The following is a 17,525-nucleotide window of genomic DNA, read 5'->3' on the forward strand; positions in this document are numbered from 1 at the left end:
TCGTCCGAGCGTGGAAGGAGAACGCGTCTGGGAGCGGGGGCCGGGACGCGGCCGCTCTGGGACCTGGCTCCCAGAGGGAGAACCCGACCGCCCGACGTCGGACCGCACCCGCGTGCGATGCGAAACTGAACCCCTGAGCAGCCAGCCAGCCAGCCAGCCAGCAGTCAGACAGCCGTGGCGCACCGCCCGGCGGGAGAGGGGACACCCATGGTGACGACGCGCCCCGGCCCCGGTGCCACCGGCACCCGGCCGGCCGACGACGCGCTGCCATGGTCGCGCAACGACGCCCTGGTGACGATCGGGGTCGCCGCCCTCGACCTCATCGGGTTCAGTCTCACCAGCCAGTCCGAGCTGGGACACGTCTCCGTCGGCGGCTGTCTGCTCGTCGTGGCGATCGCGCTGCCCCTGCTCGCGCGGCGCCGCGCCCCGGTGCCGGCGCTCGCCGCGATCGTCGCCCTCGGCCTCGTCCTGAACCTGACCGTGTCGATCACCCAGCACTTCACCGCCGCGGTCGTCGTCGGGCTCTACACCGTCGTACGGTCCTGCCGGCCGGCCGTGGTGACGGCGTCGCTCCTCGGCGTGCTGCTGCTCCTTTCCGACCCGGCGTCCTGGCCGCGGCCCTCGCTCATGGACGGCCTCAGCAACATCGCCGCCGCGGTGATCGTGGTGGTCGCCGCCGTCGAAGTGGGACGCTGGCAGCGCGACGCCGAGGCCCGGCGCCGAGGACTCGCCGACCGTGCCGTGGCCGCCGAACGGCGGCGCATCGCACGGGAGTTGCACGACATCGTGGCCCACCACATCACCACCATGCAGCTGATGGCGGGCGGCGCCCGCGCCAACCTCGCCCGCGACCCGGAGGTGGCGAGGGAGGCCCTGCTGACCCTGGAGGGCTCCGGACGCACCGCCCTGCACGAGATGCGCCAGCTCCTCGACGTCCTGAGGGCGGGCGACGACGTCGAGGACGAGCCGACCCAGCCCCAGCCCGGAGTGGACGACCTGGAGCGGATCGTCGCCGAGTCCTGCCGCGCCGGACTGCCCACCGCCCTCGCCGTGCGGGGTGAGAAGCGCCCGCTGCCGCCCAGCGTCGGCCTCACCGTGTTCCGGATCGTTCAGGAGTCCCTGACCAACGCCCGCAAGCACGCCGGCACGGCCCGCGCCGAGGTGCGGCTCACCTACGAGCCGCGCGCGGTGTCGGTGGAGGTGTCGGACGACGGCACCGGCGCCGGACCCGCGCGGACCGGCGGCGGCACGGGCTCCGGCTACGGCCTGATGGGCATGCGGGAGCGCGCGGTGCTGCATGGCGGCACCTTGGAGGCCGGGCCCCTGGACGGGGCGGGATTCCGGGTGGCGGCCACCCTCCCGCTGGCCGTGGGACAGGGAGCGCTGTGATGGACGGAACGGACACCGGACGGGCCGTCACGGTCCTCATCGTGGACGACCAGCCCCTGGTACGGCGCGGGCTCGCCCTGATCCTCGCCCCGGAACCCGACCTCGACGTGGTGGGCGAGGCCGGCGACGGCGAGGAGGCCGTGGCCCTCGCCCACCGGCTGCGCCCCGACGTCGTCGTGATGGACATCCGCATGCCCGTCCTGGACGGCGTCGCCGCCACCGCCAGACTCGCCCAGGAGCTTCCCGGCTGCCGGGTCCTGGCACTCAGCACCTTCGACATGGACGAGTACGTGGTGGCGGCGCTGCGCGCGGGCGCCTGCGGGTTCCTGCCGAAGGACGTGTCGCCCGAGGACCTCGTGGCCGCGGTCCGCGTGGTGCACAGCGGTGAGGCGGCCGTCGCCCCCCGCCTCCTGACCCGTCTGATCTCCACCTTCGTCAGGGCCCCGTTCCGCCCGGACCTGCCCAGCACCCACCCCGCCGACCTCACGCCGCGGGAGGCGGAGGTGTGGCGGCTGATCGCGACCGGCCGCGACAACACGGAGATCGCGGAGGTCATGGGCGTCAGCGGGTCGACGGTGAAGAACCACATCACCAGCCTGTTCGGCAAGCTCAAGGTGCGCGACCGGGCCCAGGCGGTGATCGCGGCGTACGAGGCCGGTGCGGTCGAGGTCGGTCTCGGCCGCGACGCGTGAGAGCCCGCGCGGACCTCACGCTCCCGCACCCGGCATCGGATCAGGCCGCCCGGCCGGCCCGCTCGCGGTGCGCCCGGATGAGTTCGGCGTACCGGTGCCCGCTGCCCTTGATGGTGCGGGCCTGCGTGGCGTAGTCGACGTGGACGAGACCGAAGCGCTTGTCGTAGCCGTACGCCCACTCGAAGTTGTCGAGCAGGGACCACGCGAAGTAGCCGGCGAGCGGGGCGCCCTTGCGGGCGGCGGAGGCGCAGGCGGCGAGGTGGCGCTCCAGATAGTCCTGCCGCTCGGGGTCCTCGATGCCCCCGTCGGCGCGGACCGTGTCGGGGTAGGCGGAGCCGTTCTCGGTGACGTAGATCTTCCGGGCGCCGTAGTCGTCGGTGAGGCGGAGCAGCAGGCTTTCGATGCCGTCGGCGTCGATCTCCCAGTCCATGCCCGTGCGCGGCACGCCGTCGCGGCGCACGGAACGGACGTACGGGGCGGGGCCTTCGGGGTCCGCGGTGACGTACGCCGGGAAGTAGTAGTTGAGCCCGAGCCAGTCCAGCGGGGCGGCCATCGTCGTCAAGTCGCCCGGCCGCTCGGGGAGTTCGACGCCGTACACCTCGCGCATGTCGGCGGGGAAGCCGCGGCCGTGGACGGGGTCGAGCCACCAGCGGTTGGTGTGGCCGTCCATCCGCCGGGCGGCGGCCACGTCCTTGGGCCGGTCGGTCGCCGCGTGCACGGGGGAGAGGTTGTTGACGATGCCGATCTGGGCGCCCGGGGCCGCGGCGCGGACGGCCTGGACCGCGAGGCCGTGGGCGAGGAGCAGGTGGTAGGAGGAGCGGACCGCCGCCGTCAGGTCGGTGAGACCCGGCGCCATCCGGCCCTCCAGGTGGCCGATCCAGGCCGAGCAGAGCGGTTCGTTGAGAGTGGCCCAGTGGGAGACCCGGTCGCCGAGGCGCTCGGCCACGGCCGAGGCGTACGCGGCGAAGTGCTCGGCCGTCGCGCGCTCGGGCCAGCCCCCGCGGTCCTGGAGGGTCTGCGGCAGGTCCCAGTGGTACAGCGTCGCGGAGGGGGTGATGCCCGCGGCGAGCAGTCCGTCGATCAGCCGGTCGTAGAAGTCGAGGCCCTTCGGGTTGACGGACCCGTCGCCACCGGGCACGACGCGGGGCCACGCGATCGACAACCGGTAGGCGTCCACGCCCAGTTGGCGCATCAGATCGATGTCCTGCGGCCAGCGGTGGTAGTGGTCGCAGGCGATGTCTCCGTGGTCGTCGTTGTCGATCTTCCCCGGGGTGTGGGAGAAGGTGTCCCAGATGGACGGCGTGCGGCCGTCCTCGTCGACGGCCCCCTCGATCTGGTACGCCGAGGTGGCCGTGCCCCACAGGAAGTCGTGCGGAAGAGCGGCGAAGTCGATCGGTGCGGACACGGAAGTCCCTTTCATCGTACGGGAGTTGACGGTCACTTGACGGCGCCCGCCGTGAGACCGGTGACGAGGTAGCGCTGGAGCAGCAGGAAGCCCGCGACCACGGGGACACTGACGACGAGCGACGCGGCCATGATCTGGTTCCAGTACACGTCGTTGAGGGTGGAGTAGCCCTGCAGCCCCACCGCGAGGGTGCGGGTGGCGTCGTTGGTCATGACGGACGCGAAGAGCACCTCGCCCCAGGCGGTCATGAAGGCGTAGACGGCGACGGCGACGATGCCGGGGATCGCGGCCGGCACCACCACCCGGAACAGTGCGCCGAGCGGCCCGCAGCCGTCCACGAGCGCCGCCTCGTCCAGATCGCGCGGCACCGAGTCGAAGTAGCCGATCAGCATCCAGATGGAGAACGGCAGCGAGAAGGTGAGGTACGTCAGGATCAGCCCGCCGCGCGAGCCGAACAGGGCGATGCCGGTGGCGTTCCCGATGTTGACGTACAGCAGGAACAGCGGCAGCAGGAACAGGATGCCCGGGAACATCTGCGTGGACAGCACGGTGATCGTGAAGACCCGCTTGCCGCGGAAGGAGTAGCGGCTGACCGCGTATGCCGCGAAGACCGCGATGGCCACCGAGCAGACCGTGGCGGTACCCGCGACGACCAGCGAGTTCATGAAGTACTTCGCGAGCGGCACCGTCGACCAGATGTCGATGTAGGGGCGGATCGTGAGCCCGCTCGGCAGCCAGCGGAACTTGCCCGACACGTCCTGGAGCGGCTTGAGCGAGCTGGACACCATGACGTACACGGGCAGCAGCACGAAGCCGGTGAGCACGGTGAGGAAGATGCGCCGCGACCACAGGAACGACCGCGGCGGGGCCATCGGCGACGGGGGAGTGCGGTGCTGCGGCCGGGGCGCCGCGACGGTGCTAGGCATCGGCCGTCTTCCTTCCTCGGGAGGTCACCAGGAGATAGGCGCCCGTCACGACCAGCAGGAAGAGCAGCAGCAGGACGCTCATGGCGGAGCCGGTGCCGAAGTTCCAGGTGACGAACGACGCCTGGTAGATGTGGATGGAGATGAGGTCGGCGGCCTCCGGAGCCGACTTGCCGAACAGGACGTACGGCGTGTTGAAGTCGTTGAACGTCCACAGGAAGAGCACCAGGACGAGCACCTGGTTGACCGGGCGGAGCGACGGCAGGGTGATGCGGCGGATCTGCTGCCACAGGCCCGCCCCGTCCAGGGCGGCGGCCTCGTACAGCTCGCGCGGGATGTTCTGGAGCCCGGCCATCACGATGAGGAAGGCGAACGGCCAGCCCTTCCACACCGACACGACGAGCAGGGCGTAGAAGCTGTTGTCGCCGAGGAGCCAGAACGACGGCTTGTCGGTGAGGTGCAGCTGGTCGTGCAGGACGTGGTTCACCAGGCCGTTGTCGTGCTGGAACATGAACGCCCAGGTGATGACGGCCGCGTACACCGGCAGCGCGTACGGCACGAGGAAGATCGCCCGCAGCAGGCCCCGGCCGCGGAAGGTGTCCTGCATGTAGACGGCGGCCGACGTGCCGATCAGCCAGCACAGGCCGACGGAGAGCAGGGTGAAGGCCACGGTGACGAGGAAGGAGTGCAGCAGGGCCTCGCCGACCGGTCCGTCGAAGTCCACCGACAGCTTGTAGTTGCCGAGGCCGGACCAGGGGGCGGTGCCCCAGTCGCGGATGTAGAACTGGGTGAGCTCCTTGAAGCTCATGGCGATGCCGATGACCATCGGCACCAGGTGGACGAGGAGTTCGAGGAGCAGGGCGGGCAGCAGGAGCAGATACGGCAGTCCGATGCGCCGGATCCGCCCGGGGCGGCGCGGGCCGCGCGTCGCCCCGGGGGAGTCCTCGGGCGCCGTGCGGGGGCCGGCTTCGGGGGCTGTGGTCGTCATGACGGTGTCCGGGCTCACTTCGCGGGCATCTGCTGCTCGGCCTTCCGCAGCCGGGCCTTCACCGAGTCGGTGGTCACCGCGCGGCCGGCCGCCGCGTCGGCGAACAGGTCCTTGACCGCCGTGCCGACGGCCGTCTCGAACTGCGACTCGTCCGGCACCTGGGGCAGCGCCTGCGCGCTGGAGGCGAGGGTCTGGCGGAGCACCGCCGTGGCCTGGGAGTTGAACGCCGGGTCCGACTGGGCGGCCTTGACCGGAGGGATGGAGCCGTAGGCGGTGTTGAGGATCTTCTGCTCGGCGTCGCTCGTCATGAACTTCACGAACTGGGCGGCGCCGTCGAGGTTGTGGGTGCTCTTGAAGACCGCCATGTTGATGCCGGCCACCATGGAGTTGGTCTGCGCACCGGCCCCGGGCGCGCCGGACTGCACGGGTGCGGCGGTCACGCCCCACTCGGAGTCCTTCATGCCGAGCGACTTGAAGGTGGCCGACGCGGTCTGCCACAGCACCATCGCCGTCTTGCCCTTCGCGAAGTCGCTCAGGGACTGGTTCTGGGCGTACTCGGCGTTGCTGTCGCTGACGATCTTGTCCTTGGCCATCAGGTCGACGTACTGCTTGACCGCGGCGACCGCGCCGTCGCTGGTGAAGCTCGGCTTGCCGTCCGCGGTGAAGAAGTCCGCGCCGTGCTGCTTGGCGAGGACGAAGACCTGGTGGATGTTGTTGGACAGGTTCGACCCCTCGGCGCCGAGGCCGTTCTTGCCCTTCGCCTCGATCTTCTTCCCGTCGGCGACGAGTTCGTCCCAGGTGGTGGGGGGCTTGGCTATGCCGGCATCGGCGAGGGCCTGCTTGTTGTAGTACAGCGCGTACGACATCGAGTACAGGGGTACGGCGGCCGGGTCCTTGCCCTGGGCGCCGGTGGAGCCGAGGGCGGAGTCGACGAAGCGGTCCTTGCCGCCGATCTTGGCGAAGTTGGCCGCGTCCCAGGGGAGCAGGGCGCCGGTCGCCTGGAGCGAGGCGCTCCACGTGTTGCCGATGTTCAGGACGTCGGGGCCCTGGCCGGAGGTGGTCGCGGTCAGGATCCGGTTCAGCAGATCCGACCAGGGCACGACCTCCAGCTTCACCTTGATGCCGGTCTGCTTCTCGAACTTGTCGAGCTCGGGCCGCAGGACCTTCTCGTCGACGGAGATGCTGGCGCCCTGGTTGGAGGCCCAGTAAGTGAGCGTCTTGGGCGAGTCGTTGGACCCGCCGCCGGTGGACGATCCGCCGCCGCAGGCCGTGGCCGCGAGGGCGAGAGAGAGGGTGGCGGCGCCTACGGCCGCGGCTCTGATGGTGCGCATGGCCTGGTGGTCCCTTTCCGGGAGTCGAGAGTGGGGGTGCCTGCGAGGGGGACAGGGCTTAATTTAAGACGTGAGTTAAGCGGCGTCGTGAGTGGGGCGTCAAGGGGTAATGCAGGGTGTCTCATCCAACGAACTCACGCCGTGCCGCGGCGAGATGCCCGCCCGGGGCAGGCTTGCTGGGGCTCCGCCCCAGACCCCGTTCGCGCCTTGAGGGCGCTCGTCCTCAATCGCCGGACAGGCTGAGGTGGCCCGGGATGGGCATGCCGCCCAGGCCGACCCCGCTAGGGGCGCGGGGAACTGCGCGGGAAGCGACCACGGTCCGCAGCCGAAGGCGGGGTTGCTGGGGCTCGGCCCCAGACCCCGTGTCGCGCCTTGAGGGCGCTCGTCCTCAATCGCCGGACAGGCTGAGGTGGCCCGGGATGGGCATGCCGCCAAGGCCCACCCACCCAGGGGCGCGGGGAACTGCGCGAGACGCGACCACGGTCCGCAGCCGAAGGCGGGGCTGCCCCGCCAGCGGCGGGCCCGGCACGGGAAGGCCGCCCGGGGTGGCGGAAACCCGCTAAGCCGTTTCGCGTACGACCAGTTCGGGGTCGAACACGACCGACGTCGGATCCGTACGCCGCCCCCGGACGTGCTCGTCGAGCAACCGAGCCATCTCCCCCGCCATCGCCTCCACCGGCTGCCGCACCGTCGTCAACGGTGGACGGCACGCCGTGGCGATCCCGGAGTCGTCGAAGCCGATCACCGCGACATCGTCCGGAACCCGCCGCCCGCGCTCGCGCAGCAGCTGGCAGGCGCCCTGCGCCATCAGGTCGTTCGCCGCGAACAGGCCGTCCACGTCCGGGAGTTCGTCCAGCAGGCGCGCCATCGCGGCGACCCCGCTGTCCAGGGTGAATCCGCCCTCGACGACCGGCACGTAGGGATGGCCGTTGCGGGCCATGGTGTCGCGGAAGCCCGCGAGCCGCTCCTGGCTCGCGCTCACCGCGAGCGGCCCCGCCACCGTGGCGGGCCGCCGGCAGCCGCGTGCCAGGAGCCGCTCCGCCGCGAGCCGCCCCCCGTCGCGGTGGTCCAGATCCACATAGCTCAGCGGCACCGGCCGCGTCGGACGGGCGAACAGCACCGCGGGCAGCTTCGCCGCGGCCAGAAGCGTGGGGAGGGGATCGTCGGCGTGGGTCGAGACGATGAGCGCACCGTCCGCGCGGCCCTGCCGCAGATACGTGAGCACCTCGTCGCGGTCCTCGGCCGACTCGGCGAACATCAGCACCGGATGCATCGAGCGCGGACGCAGAAAGCCGACCACACCGGCGACCACCCTGCCGAAGAACGGGTCGGCGAAGACTCGCGCGGCGAACGCCTCCTGGCTCTCGCCCGGCCCGCTGCCCGCCCCCGAGACCACCAGGGCGATCGTCTCCGCGCGCCGCGTCACCAGCGACCGCGCGGCCCGGTTGGGCGCGTAGCCCGTCCGCGCGATCGCGCGCTGAACCATCTCCTGGATCGCCGGGTCCACATTGCGGACGCCGTTCACGACCCGGGAAACGGTCGCACGGGAGACGCCTGCCTCGCGGGCGACATCCTCCAGGGTGGGGGCCTGCCTGCTCATGCCCGCACCCTAACGGCCCGCCGGGGACACGGCATAGAGCGCTCTCCTCGCCCCGCGGCGGACGGGGAGCGGCGCGGAGCGGCGGGGGAGGGCCGGCGCGTGTGCGGGGGGTGGCCCGAGCGGCCGCGTCGGCGGACGGCGGGACGGCCGGGCCGGACGGGTCGGGCGGTGGCTGACGCACGCGGTCGGCTGCGAGGTCCTGCCGCGGCGCTCCGGCCGCGGCGCCCGGTCCCGGGAGGACGAACCCCCGGTCAGCCGTTTCGTCGTGGCGCACCACGACCGTGACCGGACCGACTGGAACCTGCTGGTGGGTGACCGGCTGCGCCAGGCCGAGGGGCTTTGACCGGCCGCCCGGCCCGGCCCGCTCACTCCACCGCCCGCACCTCCAGGATGTGCTCCAGCGGCGCATCGCCCGCCGAACGGCCCGCCAGTACCCGGCACGGCCCCGGTTCCACACGCCATCCACCGCCTTCCTCGTCCCAGTGCCGCAGCAGCCGCCCCGGCACCTCCACCCGCGCCGTCACCGTTTCCCCCGGGCCGGCACACACCGCGACATGCCCCGCGAACCACCGCTCGGGGTGCTCCACCGGGGAGCCGGGCCGTGCCAGGTACACCTGGACGACCTCGCGTCCCGTGCGCGTTCCGGTGTTGCGCAGCCGTACGCGTACGGTGAACGGGTCGCCCGCGCGCACCGCGTCCGGTCCCGTCAACTGCTCGTACGACCACGTCGTATAGCCCAGCCCGTGTCCGAACCAGTACGCCGGCGTCCCGGCCGACCGGAGCCAGCCGCGGTGCCCGACGTGGATCCCCTCGCTGTAGGCGAGCCGTCCGTCGGCGGGGAGCGTGTCGGTGACGGGGGCGTCCGCGAGCACCGCCGGCCATGTGGTGGGCAGGCGCCCGCCGGGCTCCGCGCGGCCGAACAGGACGTCGGCCAGGCCCGTGCCGCCCTCCTGCCCGGGGAACCAGGACAGGAGCAGCGCCCCGACCTCGTCCCGCCAGGGCATCTCCACCGGTCCGCCGCTGTTGACGACGACGACCGTGCGGGCGTTGGCGCCGGCCACCTCCCGTACCAGGGCGTCCTGTTCGGGCCCGAGCGCGAGGCTCTCGCGGTCGCGGCCCTCGCACTCGTCGTACTCCGTCGTGCCGACGACCACGACCGCCACATCGGCGCGGCGCGCGGCGCGGCCGGCCGCGGCGACGGCCGCCGCCGGGTCCGGGACGGGCGGCGCGGCGCTGACGATCATCGCGCGACCGCTGCCGGGCGCCAGCTCGCGCCGTGCGACGAGCACCGGAGTGCTGCCCGCCGCCAGACGCACGGCAGCGGTGTGCAGCGGCGGGGTGACGTGGACGAGAGCCGGGTCGTCCGTCTCCCGGGCGAAGTCGCCCGCCAGGACGTCCCTGCCGTCCAGGCGCAGGCTCATGCGGCCGAACCCCGCGATGCCCAGGGTCCAGAGGCCCGTCTCGGACGGATGCAGCCGGGCGCTGATCTCCACGGTGTGCGCCCCGGCCGGCACCGGAGGCTCCAACTGCCGTGCACAGGAACGTAGTTCGGTGTGGAGCTCGCGCCCGCCCGCGTCCAGGACGCGCAGCAGGACTCCGGGCGCCCCGGAGTCCGGAGCGGTGCACCAGGTGTCGTCGAGGGCGGGCGGCGGTCCGGCCGGAGTGGGGCCGGGCACGTGCACGACCTTCGCGCGGCCCCGCAGCCGGGCCCGGATCCCGTCCAGGACGCCGACCTCGGCGTGCGGGAACACTCCGGCGCTGCCGCCGCCCTGGGTGCGGGTCCTGGCGGCGTGCGCGCCGATGACCGCGACCGTCGCCAGGCCGTCGGCGTCCAGCGGCAGGACACCGCGGTTGGCGAGCAGGACGGTGCCCGCCGCCGCGGCACGGCGCAGCAGCGCCCGCGTCCGCCCCGGACGCAGGCCCGCCCGCGCGCGGGCGCGGGGCGCGCCGAGCGCGCCGAGCCAGTGCGACAGCCGCAGCAAACGACGCACCTTCTCGTCCACGGCCTCCAGGGCGATCTCCCCCGCCTCGACCGCGCGCACCAGCGCCTCGCCCCACACCCCCTCGGGCCCCGGCATCACCAGGTCGAGTCCGGCGCGCGCGGTCGGCCGCAGCGCGCGCACCGCCCCCCAGTCCGAGACGACGACGCCGTCGAAGCCCCACGCCTCCCGCAGCACGCCGTCGAGGAGCGGACTCGCCGTGGCGGTCGTGCCGTTGACCGCGTTGTAGCCGGCCATGACCAGTCGGACACCGGCCGCCACGGCCGCCTCGAACGGGGCGAGGTACACCTCGTGCAGGGCGCGCTCGCCGACCCGTACGTCCACCGTCAGGCGCTCGGTCTCTGAGTCGTTGGCCACGAAATGCTTGGCCGTGGCCGCCACCCCGTGCGCCTGGATGCCGCGGACCAGGGCGGCGCCGATGCGGCCGGTCAGCTCCGGGTCCTCCGAGAAGCACTCGAAGTGCCGGCCGCCCAGCGGGCTGCGGTGCAGGTTGAGGTTGGGCGCGAGGACCACGTGCACGCCCTTGCGCCGCGCCTCGAGGGCGAGGAGCGAGCCGAGCCGCTCGACGAGGGACTCGTCCCACGTGGCGGCGAGCGCTGTCGCCGAGGGCAGCAGGACGGCGGTGTGCCGTTCGTCCCACGACGGGCCGCGCACACCGGCCGGCCCGTCCGACATCACCCACGGCCGCAGCTCGACCGCCGGCTCCGCCGCCGTGCTCCAGGTGTCGGCCCCCGTGAGCAGCCCGGCCTTGGCCCGCAGCGTGAGTTTGTCCATCAGCCGGTCGAGCTCGTCGTCGTTCATCCCCGCCCCCTCGTCCTTCACCCTGCACCCGCTCCCTGATGGACCGTCAGTTGTAGACGCCGAAGGAGTACAGCGAGTAGCCGTACCCGGTGCCGCGCGCCGTCCCGTCGACCCGCACGTAGCGGCCCGTACCGCTGACGTCGAAGTCGTCCACCCCGCCGTTGCCGTCGGTGACGGTCCGCACCGTCCGCCAGCTCTGGCCGTCGTCCGACGTCTGGATCGTGTACGCCTTGGCGTACGAGGCCTCCCACACCAGCTGCACGTGCCGGAAGGACGTACGGGTGCCGAGGTCGACCTGGAGCCACTGCGGGTCGCTCCAGTCACTTGCCCAGCGGGTGGTGGGGTTGCCGTCCACCGCGTTGGCCGCCGTGCACGGGCAGTCGCCGTAACTCGCCTGGAAGGACGAGGCGGTGGCGGGCTTGCCGCGCGCGATGTCGGTCCCGTTCACCACGGGCGGCACGACCTTCAGGGAGCGGGTCTCCACGCCCACGTTGCCGTGGCCGTCGGTCGCCTTGACGTAGACCTTCCACGCGCCGGGCCGGTCGGGCGCCGTGAACTTCAGCCGACCGCCGCCCAGATCGGTGAAGGGCAGCGAGACCAGCTGCTTGCTGCCGTCGAGGTAGTTGCTGTTGTCGAGCACCTCGTAGGTGATCGGGTCACCATTGGGGTCCGTGGCCCGCACGTCCAGGACGGCGTCGCGGCCGGCCTGCACGTTCGCGGAGCCGCCCTCGACGTCCAGGGCGGAGATGACGGGCGGCGTGTTGTCGTGCGAGGTGTCCTTGCCGTAGGACCGCTTCACCGCGTAGTACGACAGCCGCTTCTGCCCGGCGGGCAGCAGGTTGAACCAGATGCCGCCGAAGTCGTACTCCGTCCCGTAGTGGAACATCGTCGCGCCCAGCGCCACCCCCTTGTGCCCGGTGACACAGCCCCACGCCTTGGTGTAGCCGTCGGCCTTGGCCTGGTCGCTCGGCTCCTGCGGCACCCCGTTGGCGTCGTCGGGCACCTCCCACTCGCCGGCGGGACCGGTCTCCGTGATGATGTACGGCTTGGTGTAACCACCTTGCTGCCAGGCCGACTTGACGTCGCAGACCGCGTTGTAGGAGTTGACCGCGTACAGATCCAGGTCGGGGGCGTTCTTCTTGTAGTAGGGCCACGCACCGACCCAGGCGTCGGTCGAGGTGACCGGGTGGTTCGGATCGATGCTGTGGATCTTCTTGGTGATGTCATTGACGAGCGTGGTGTACGCGTCGCGCTGGCGCTCCAGCTCGTCGCCGCTGTAACAGTTCTGGAGACCGAGCACCGACTCGTTGCCGACGTCCCACATCAGGACCCCGGGATTGTCCTTGTAGGTCTGCACCCACTTCGGGAACTCGTCGAGCACCTGGTTCTTGTACGTGGTGTCGGTCAGGTAGTTGACGCAGCCACCCGATCCCGGTCCGCCGCCGGGCTGGAGCCAGAACCCGGCGATGACCTTGATGCCGTGCGCGGCGGCCGAGTCGAAGAGCGGCTTGCTCGACGCGTCCGTGCCCCAGGTCCGTATGGTGTTGACGCCCATGGACTGGAGATCGGGCAGGTACTTGTCGGCGTCGGCGACGGAGGGCCCCCAGGTCAGGCCCTTGATCTGGTACGGCTGCCCGTCCACGGACAACTGCCAGTTGCCCTGGGCGCCGGTCACCTTGGCGACGCTTCCTGCGGCGTGGGCCGTGGCCGCGGGCAGGGCGGCGAGCATCCCGACGGTCAGGGCGCCGGCTGCCAGCGGCGCCAGCAGGCGGCGGGATCGGATACGCGGTGGTGGGGTCACGGTGTCCTCTTCTGTGGGGAGTGTGGCCGGCCCGGCCGTGGCGGGACGGTGAGCGGCCGGGCCGGCCGGAACGGGAAGGGGCGGCGGGGGCGCCGCTCCCTCAGGGGAGCCGGTAGTTCGCGTCCAGGGCCGCGCCCGCCTCGGGGTGCGTCTGGTCGTAGCCGCGCGCGTCGCACTGCAGACCGCCGACGACACAGTGGTCGACCAGGGCCTTCAGGGTGGCGTCGTCCCACGCGTTGAAGAAGTCGTAGTGGAACGAGTAGCTCGGCCCGCTCGCGAGCTTCGCCCGGGAGAGGTCACCGTTGACCGGGAACGCCATCTTGAACTCGATCATCGGCAGGGCCACCGGGTGGTCGGCCGGGCAGACGTTGTCGTTGGTGCCGGGCTTGACCACGGGGTAGGCCATGTGCGCCTTGTGGTCGGGGGTGTCGAGGTACTTGCCGTCCCAGCAACTGGGCGCCTGGAAGCGGATGTTGAGCTGGACGTCGGCCCGGCTCGGGCAGTCGGTGGGGAAGGCGACGTTGAAGAAACTGTCGCCGCACTCCCAGCCCTCGACGAATCCGGGGTGGTGGCGGAACTCGTCGGCCGACTGCATCGGGTTGGCGACCACGAACCGCAGGCCCTTGGGGAAGGGCCGGACACTCGTGTAGTCGGTCACGCCCGCCTTGTAGTAGATCGTCTGGGGCCCGACCGGAAGGATCTTCTGGTCGCCGTTGAACAGCGACGGCATCCAGTAGCCGGACTTGTCGCCGGGCGCCTTGCAGGTGGTGCCGCCCGCGTCCAGGGAGGCCGTGGTGCTGTTGGCGTTGGTGGTGGTGTTGCCCATGAACGTGTGGTCGTGGGACTTGCCCGGCTGCTGCGGGTAGACGATCGGGTCGTCCGGCGCGGTGTGCGTCACCGAACAGTTGGCCTGGAACTCGTGGAAGTACCGGTGGGGCGGATCCTGCGTGGACGGGGAGACGCCGGTGACCGGGGGGTTCGCCGGGATGTAGCCGTCGCCGTCGGGGTCGTCCCCCGAAGTGGCGGTGGACGCGGCCATGGTCATGGCCATGGTGTGCGCGGTGTGACCGGTCGCGAGCGGCGCCGTGGCCGCGCCGGCCGGTGCGGGCGTGCCGGCGCTCATGGCGACGCCGCCGAGCCCGAGCGTGGTCAGCAGCATGGCGCCGGCGATCAGGGTGCCGGAGAGGAGACGCGATCTCCGTGGCATGAAGTCCTCCTGGAGATGACGGAGTTGGGGGAGCGGGGAGAGGAGGGTGCGGCCGGGACCGCCGGTGGCGCGGTTCCCCGGGGCCCGTGAGCGGGACCGGGTTCCCCGGGCCGTGCGGGCACCGGCCGGACGCTGAACCGTGGTCGAAAGCTGGGAGACTCACTGGGAGAGCGCTCTCCCAGTGCTGGAGTCTCCGGGCGCCGACGCGGCAGTGTCAAGGGGCGTGACGGGAGAACCCGGGGCTGCGGAGGGGTCCGCATGGCGGCCGCAACGACGCACTGAGGAAGGCGAGTTGATGCGTTCCCGCCCTCGGACCCCCGCTCACCAGGCATGTGACGACATGTGAACGCAAACCCCGGGGATTTCTGCCGGAACCCTTGACGTTGAGTTCACCGGGATGAAGCATTCCCCGGCGAGAGAGCGCTCCCCCGCCCCCCTTCGTTCACCTCTTGAACCAGGAGAGTCTCCCCATGCCCCCAGTTCCGCCCGACGCCCCGACCGGACGCCCCTCCTCCATGGCCCGCCGCACCGTGCTCGGCGCCGCCGCCGCGGTGGCGGCCTCGGCCCCCCTCCTGACGGGTCTGGCGACGCCCGCCGCGGCATCGCCCACGTCCGCCGTTCCCAGCAGTCCCGGCCTGCTGCCGGGAGGCGGCGACCTCGGCCCCAACGTGGTGGTCTTCGACCCCGCCACGCCGGGCATCCAGGCCAAGCTGGACCAGGTCTTCCACCAGCAGGAGTCGGCGCAGTTCGGCACCGGCCGCTACGCGTTCCTGTTCAAGCCCGGCACGTACAACGGCCTCAACGCGCAGATCGGCTTCTACACCTCGATAGCGGGCCTGGGGCTCTCCCCGGACGACACGACGATCAACGGTGACGTCACGGTCGACGCGGGCTGGGCCAACGGCAACGCGACCCAGAACTTCTGGCGTTCCGCGGAGAACCTGGCGCTCGTCCCGGTCAGCGGCACCGACCGCTGGGCCGTGGCGCAGGCCGCGCCGTTCCGCCGCATGCACGTACGCGGCGGCCTCAACCTGGCTCCGGCCGGCTACGGCTGGGCCAGCGGCGGCTACATCGCCGACAGCCGCATCGACGGCCAGGTCGGGCCGTACTCGCAGCAGCAGTGGTACACGCGCGACAGTGTGATCGGCGGCTGGGTCAACGCGGTGTGGAACATGGTGTTCTCCGGCGTGCAGGGCGCCCCCGCCCAGAGCTTCCCCAACCCGCCGTACACCACGCTCGACACGACACCGGTCTCGCGCGAGAAGCCCTTCCTGTACCTCAACGGGAGCGAATACCGCGTCTTCCTGCCCGAGAAGCGGACCAACGCACGCGGGGTCACCTGGGGCAACGGCACACCGCGCGGCACCTCACTGTCGCTGTCCCAGTTCTACGTGGCCAAGCCCGGGGTGAGTGCGGCCACCCTCAACCAGGCCCTCGCGCAGGGGCTCCACCTGCTCCTGACCCCGGGCATCTATTACGTCGACCAGCCGCTCCAGATCAACCGGGCCAACACCGTGGTCCTCGGCCTCGGTTACGCGACCATCGTGCCCGACAACGGCGTCACCGCGATGCGGGTCGCCGACGTGGACGGCGTCCGGCTCGCGGGCTTCCTCATCGACGCGGGGCCGGTCAACTCCGCGACCCTGCTGGAGGTCGGTCCGACCGGCGCGTCACGCGACCACTCCGCCAACCCGACCACCGTGCAGGACGTGTTCGTACGCATCGGAGGCGCGGGCGCCGGCAAGGCCACCACGAGCATGGTCATCAACAACCGCAACACCATCGTCGACCACACCTGGATCTGGCGCGCCGACCACGGCACGGGCGTCGGCTGGGACACCAACCGGGCCGACTACGGCATCGTCGTCAACGGTGACGACGTGCTCTGCACCGGCCTGTTCGTGGAGCACTTCAACAAGTACGACGTGCAGTGGTTCGGCCAGCGGGGCCGCACCGTCTTCTTCCAGAACGAGAAGGCGTACGACGCGCCGAACCAGGCCGCCGTCCAGGACGGAAACGTCAAGGGCTACGCCGCGTACAAGGTCGGCCCCAACGTCACCACGCACGAGGCGTGGGGCCTGGGCAGCTACTGCAACTACACCGCGGACACGGGCATCGTCCAGCACCACGGCTTCGCCGCGCCCAACACCGCGGGCGTGAAGTTCCACGGGGTCCTGGTGGTCTCCCTGGGCGGCAACGGCCAGTACGAACACGTCATCAACGAAGCGGGCTCCCCGACCTCGGGAACCTCGACGGTCCCGTCCACGGTGGTCTCCTACCCCTGACCCCCTGACCCCCTGACCCCCTGACCCCCTGACCCCCTGCCTCACCGGGCTTCCCTTCGGGGGAGGGAAGCCCGGTGAGGCAGGGCGCCGTCGTCCAGCTGCCCGTTCCGGTTCCGTCTACCCCGGCCTCGTCGCGTCAGCGGTCCTCGGTCCGGCCGAAGCGCAGGTAGGCCACCAGCCGAACACGTTTCCGCACGCGCAGATCGCCAGCCACACGCGCGGCGGGTACTGGCGCGTGTGCGGATGGCGGGCGATGTCGACCATGCAGATGACGGCCGGGAGGACGGCGATCAGGGGGACTATCGCCATCCACGGCGTGGGCGCCCCCGCGACGGCGAGGGAGTCGGCCGACATGGGCGGTCCCCTCCGGACGAGGGGAGTGGGGGGAGGTGAGGAGTCTCGGCGTCGTGAGCCGATGCACCGTCAGGCGCCGCTCCGGTTAAGGGATTTCCTCCGAGATGACGACGAGGCCCGCCACCTTCTCGTCCGCGTCGAAGGACACCCGCGCCTTCATGTCCCCCGCCTCGTACCGCAGGGGAATGTCGACGACCGTGTAGTCCCCGATGCGGCGGACGAACGGGTCGTCGTCGCCGAAGCCCTCGAACGCGCCGACCGTCCCCGCGACGGCGGCCAGGCCGTTGGCCCGCACCTCGTCGGTGAACGCGGCCAGGACCTCCGCGTTGAACGTGGGCCGTGCCGCGTCCATCCGGCCCTCCAGGACATCCGTGACGATCTGGAGGGCACGCTCGGATGCGTCCGTCATGCGCACTGTCTTGTCCATGGGTTCTCCGGTCCGGGGGTCGATGGGCTTGCCGAAGCGCTGGAACGCTGCCTGGCGGGTGACCCCCAGCAGGTCTCCCAGCTCCTGCCAGGTATGACCCGCGTCCCGCGACTGCTGCACACAGAGCTTCAGGACCTGCTCGGCCAGGGAGTCGACGTGCTGGGCGCGCCGGACGAGGTCGAGATAGGCCGGGGAGGTCAACGGGCTCGCCGAGGCGGCGAGTACCGAGGCCTGCTCGGCGAGCAGGGCGCTGAGGGCGGCGAGGGACGGAGGGGTATCGGTCACATGTAAAGAGTGTCTTTACGCGGCGACGGTGTCAAGT

13 protein-coding genes are annotated in these 17,525 nt (G+C 71.7%); 3 read left to right on the plus strand and 10 right to left on the minus strand.

The genetic code is table 11. From position 1 onward, the window contains the following. Positions 1–207: 207 nt before the first annotated feature. On the plus strand, positions 208–1,389 hold the full coding sequence (locus OOJ98_RS28395) for a sensor histidine kinase (RefSeq protein ID WP_267057898.1): 1,182 nt from the start codon (positions 208–210) through the stop codon (positions 1,387–1,389). Next, positions 1,389–2,081: a response regulator transcription factor gene (locus tag OOJ98_RS28400; RefSeq protein WP_267057899.1), complete on the plus strand. Its 693-nt coding sequence runs from the start codon at positions 1,389–1,391 to the stop codon at positions 2,079–2,081. Before OOJ98_RS28395 ends, OOJ98_RS28400 begins: the two co-directional genes overlap by 1 nt. A gap of 40 nt (positions 2,082–2,121) precedes the next feature. On the opposite strand, the gene OOJ98_RS28405 is transcribed toward OOJ98_RS28400, so the two are convergent. The 8 genes from OOJ98_RS28405 to OOJ98_RS28440 form a co-directional block, all read right to left on the minus strand. Next, positions 2,122–3,501 carry a GH1 family beta-glucosidase gene (locus OOJ98_RS28405; protein ID WP_267057900.1) on the minus strand — a complete coding sequence of 460 codons (1,380 nt, stop codon included), beginning with the start codon at positions 3,499–3,501 and terminating at the stop codon, positions 2,122–2,124. 17 nt (positions 3,502–3,518) lie between these two features. Next, positions 3,519–4,412, minus strand: coding sequence for a carbohydrate ABC transporter permease (locus OOJ98_RS28410; RefSeq protein ID WP_267057901.1), 894 nt, complete (start codon positions 4,410–4,412; stop codon positions 3,519–3,521). Continuing rightward, a complete protein-coding gene (locus tag OOJ98_RS28415; RefSeq protein ID WP_267057902.1) occupies positions 4,405–5,397 on the minus strand; it encodes a carbohydrate ABC transporter permease in 993 nt (330 codons plus the stop codon). The genes OOJ98_RS28410 and OOJ98_RS28415 overlap by 8 nt, the downstream gene beginning before the upstream one ends. Before the next feature lie 14 nt (positions 5,398–5,411). Then, positions 5,412–6,728 carry a sugar ABC transporter substrate-binding protein gene (locus tag OOJ98_RS28420; RefSeq protein WP_267057903.1) on the minus strand — a complete coding sequence of 439 codons (1,317 nt, stop codon included), beginning with the start codon at positions 6,726–6,728 and terminating at the stop codon, positions 5,412–5,414. Between the two features lie 559 nt (positions 6,729–7,287). Beyond that, entirely contained in the window at positions 7,288–8,328 is a 1,041-nt protein-coding gene (locus OOJ98_RS28425; protein WP_267057904.1) for a LacI family DNA-binding transcriptional regulator, read from the minus strand. A 365-nt stretch (positions 8,329–8,693) separates the two neighbouring features. Continuing rightward, positions 8,694–11,129, minus strand: a complete 2,436-nt coding sequence (locus OOJ98_RS28430; RefSeq protein ID WP_267057905.1) for a glycoside hydrolase family 3 C-terminal domain-containing protein — start codon at positions 11,127–11,129, stop codon at positions 8,694–8,696. Between the two features lie 46 nt (positions 11,130–11,175). Then, positions 11,176–12,930 (minus strand): discoidin domain-containing protein, encoded by a 1,755-nt coding sequence (locus OOJ98_RS28435; protein ID WP_267057906.1) that lies wholly within the window; start codon positions 12,928–12,930, stop codon positions 11,176–11,178. Between the two features lie 100 nt (positions 12,931–13,030). Continuing rightward, on the minus strand, positions 13,031–14,137 hold the full coding sequence (locus OOJ98_RS28440) for a DUF1996 domain-containing protein (RefSeq protein ID WP_267057907.1): 1,107 nt from the start codon (positions 14,135–14,137) through the stop codon (positions 13,031–13,033). A gap of 470 nt (positions 14,138–14,607) precedes the next feature. On the opposite strand from OOJ98_RS28440, the gene OOJ98_RS28445 reads away from it, so the two are divergent. Then, a complete protein-coding gene (locus OOJ98_RS28445) occupies positions 14,608–16,422 on the plus strand; it encodes a coagulation factor 5/8 type domain-containing protein (RefSeq protein ID WP_267057908.1) in 1,815 nt (604 codons plus the stop codon). Between the two features lie 117 nt (positions 16,423–16,539). On the opposite strand, the gene OOJ98_RS28450 is transcribed toward OOJ98_RS28445, so the two are convergent. Both OOJ98_RS28450 and OOJ98_RS28455 read right to left on the minus strand, forming a co-directional pair. Then, positions 16,540–16,776, minus strand: a complete 237-nt coding sequence (locus OOJ98_RS28450) for a hypothetical protein (RefSeq protein ID WP_267057909.1) — start codon at positions 16,774–16,776, stop codon at positions 16,540–16,542. 85 nt (positions 16,777–16,861) lie between these two features. After that, complete coding sequence (locus OOJ98_RS28455; protein ID WP_267057910.1) at positions 16,862–17,488, minus strand: DUF3887 domain-containing protein; 627 nt, start codon at positions 17,486–17,488, stop codon at positions 16,862–16,864. Positions 17,489–17,525: the final 37 nt, after the last annotated feature.

The sequence above is a fragment of the Streptomyces sp. NBC_00083 genome (assembly GCF_026343295.1).
In the GTDB taxonomy this organism is placed as follows: Bacteria; Actinomycetota; Actinomycetes; order Streptomycetales; family Streptomycetaceae; genus Streptomyces.

Bases quoted from the DNA above. Each gene is read 5' to 3' on its own strand.
- OOJ98_RS28395 (WP_267057898.1), top strand. From the start codon at position 208: ATGGTGACGACGCGCCCCGGCCCCGGTGCCACCGGCACCCGGCCGGCC.
- OOJ98_RS28400 (WP_267057899.1), top strand. From the start codon at position 1,389: ATGGACGGAACGGACACCGGACGGGCCGTCACGGTCCTCATCGTGGAC.
- OOJ98_RS28405 (WP_267057900.1), bottom strand. From the start codon at position 3,501: ATGAAAGGGACTTCCGTGTCCGCACCGATCGACTTCGCCGCTCTTCCG.
- OOJ98_RS28410 (WP_267057901.1), bottom strand. From the start codon at position 4,412: ATGCCTAGCACCGTCGCGGCGCCCCGGCCGCAGCACCGCACTCCCCCG.
- OOJ98_RS28415 (WP_267057902.1), bottom strand. From the start codon at position 5,397: ATGACGACCACAGCCCCCGAAGCCGGCCCCCGCACGGCGCCCGAGGAC.
- OOJ98_RS28420 (WP_267057903.1), bottom strand. From the start codon at position 6,728: ATGCGCACCATCAGAGCCGCGGCCGTAGGCGCCGCCACCCTCTCTCTC.
- OOJ98_RS28425 (WP_267057904.1), bottom strand. From the start codon at position 8,328: ATGAGCAGGCAGGCCCCCACCCTGGAGGATGTCGCCCGCGAGGCAGGC.
- OOJ98_RS28430 (WP_267057905.1), bottom strand. From the start codon at position 11,129: ATGAACGACGACGAGCTCGACCGGCTGATGGACAAACTCACGCTGCGG.
- OOJ98_RS28440 (WP_267057907.1), bottom strand. From the start codon at position 14,137: ATGCCACGGAGATCGCGTCTCCTCTCCGGCACCCTGATCGCCGGCGCC.
- OOJ98_RS28445 (WP_267057908.1), top strand. From the start codon at position 14,608: ATGCCCCCAGTTCCGCCCGACGCCCCGACCGGACGCCCCTCCTCCATG.
- OOJ98_RS28450 (WP_267057909.1), bottom strand. From the start codon at position 16,776: ATGTCGGCCGACTCCCTCGCCGTCGCGGGGGCGCCCACGCCGTGGATG.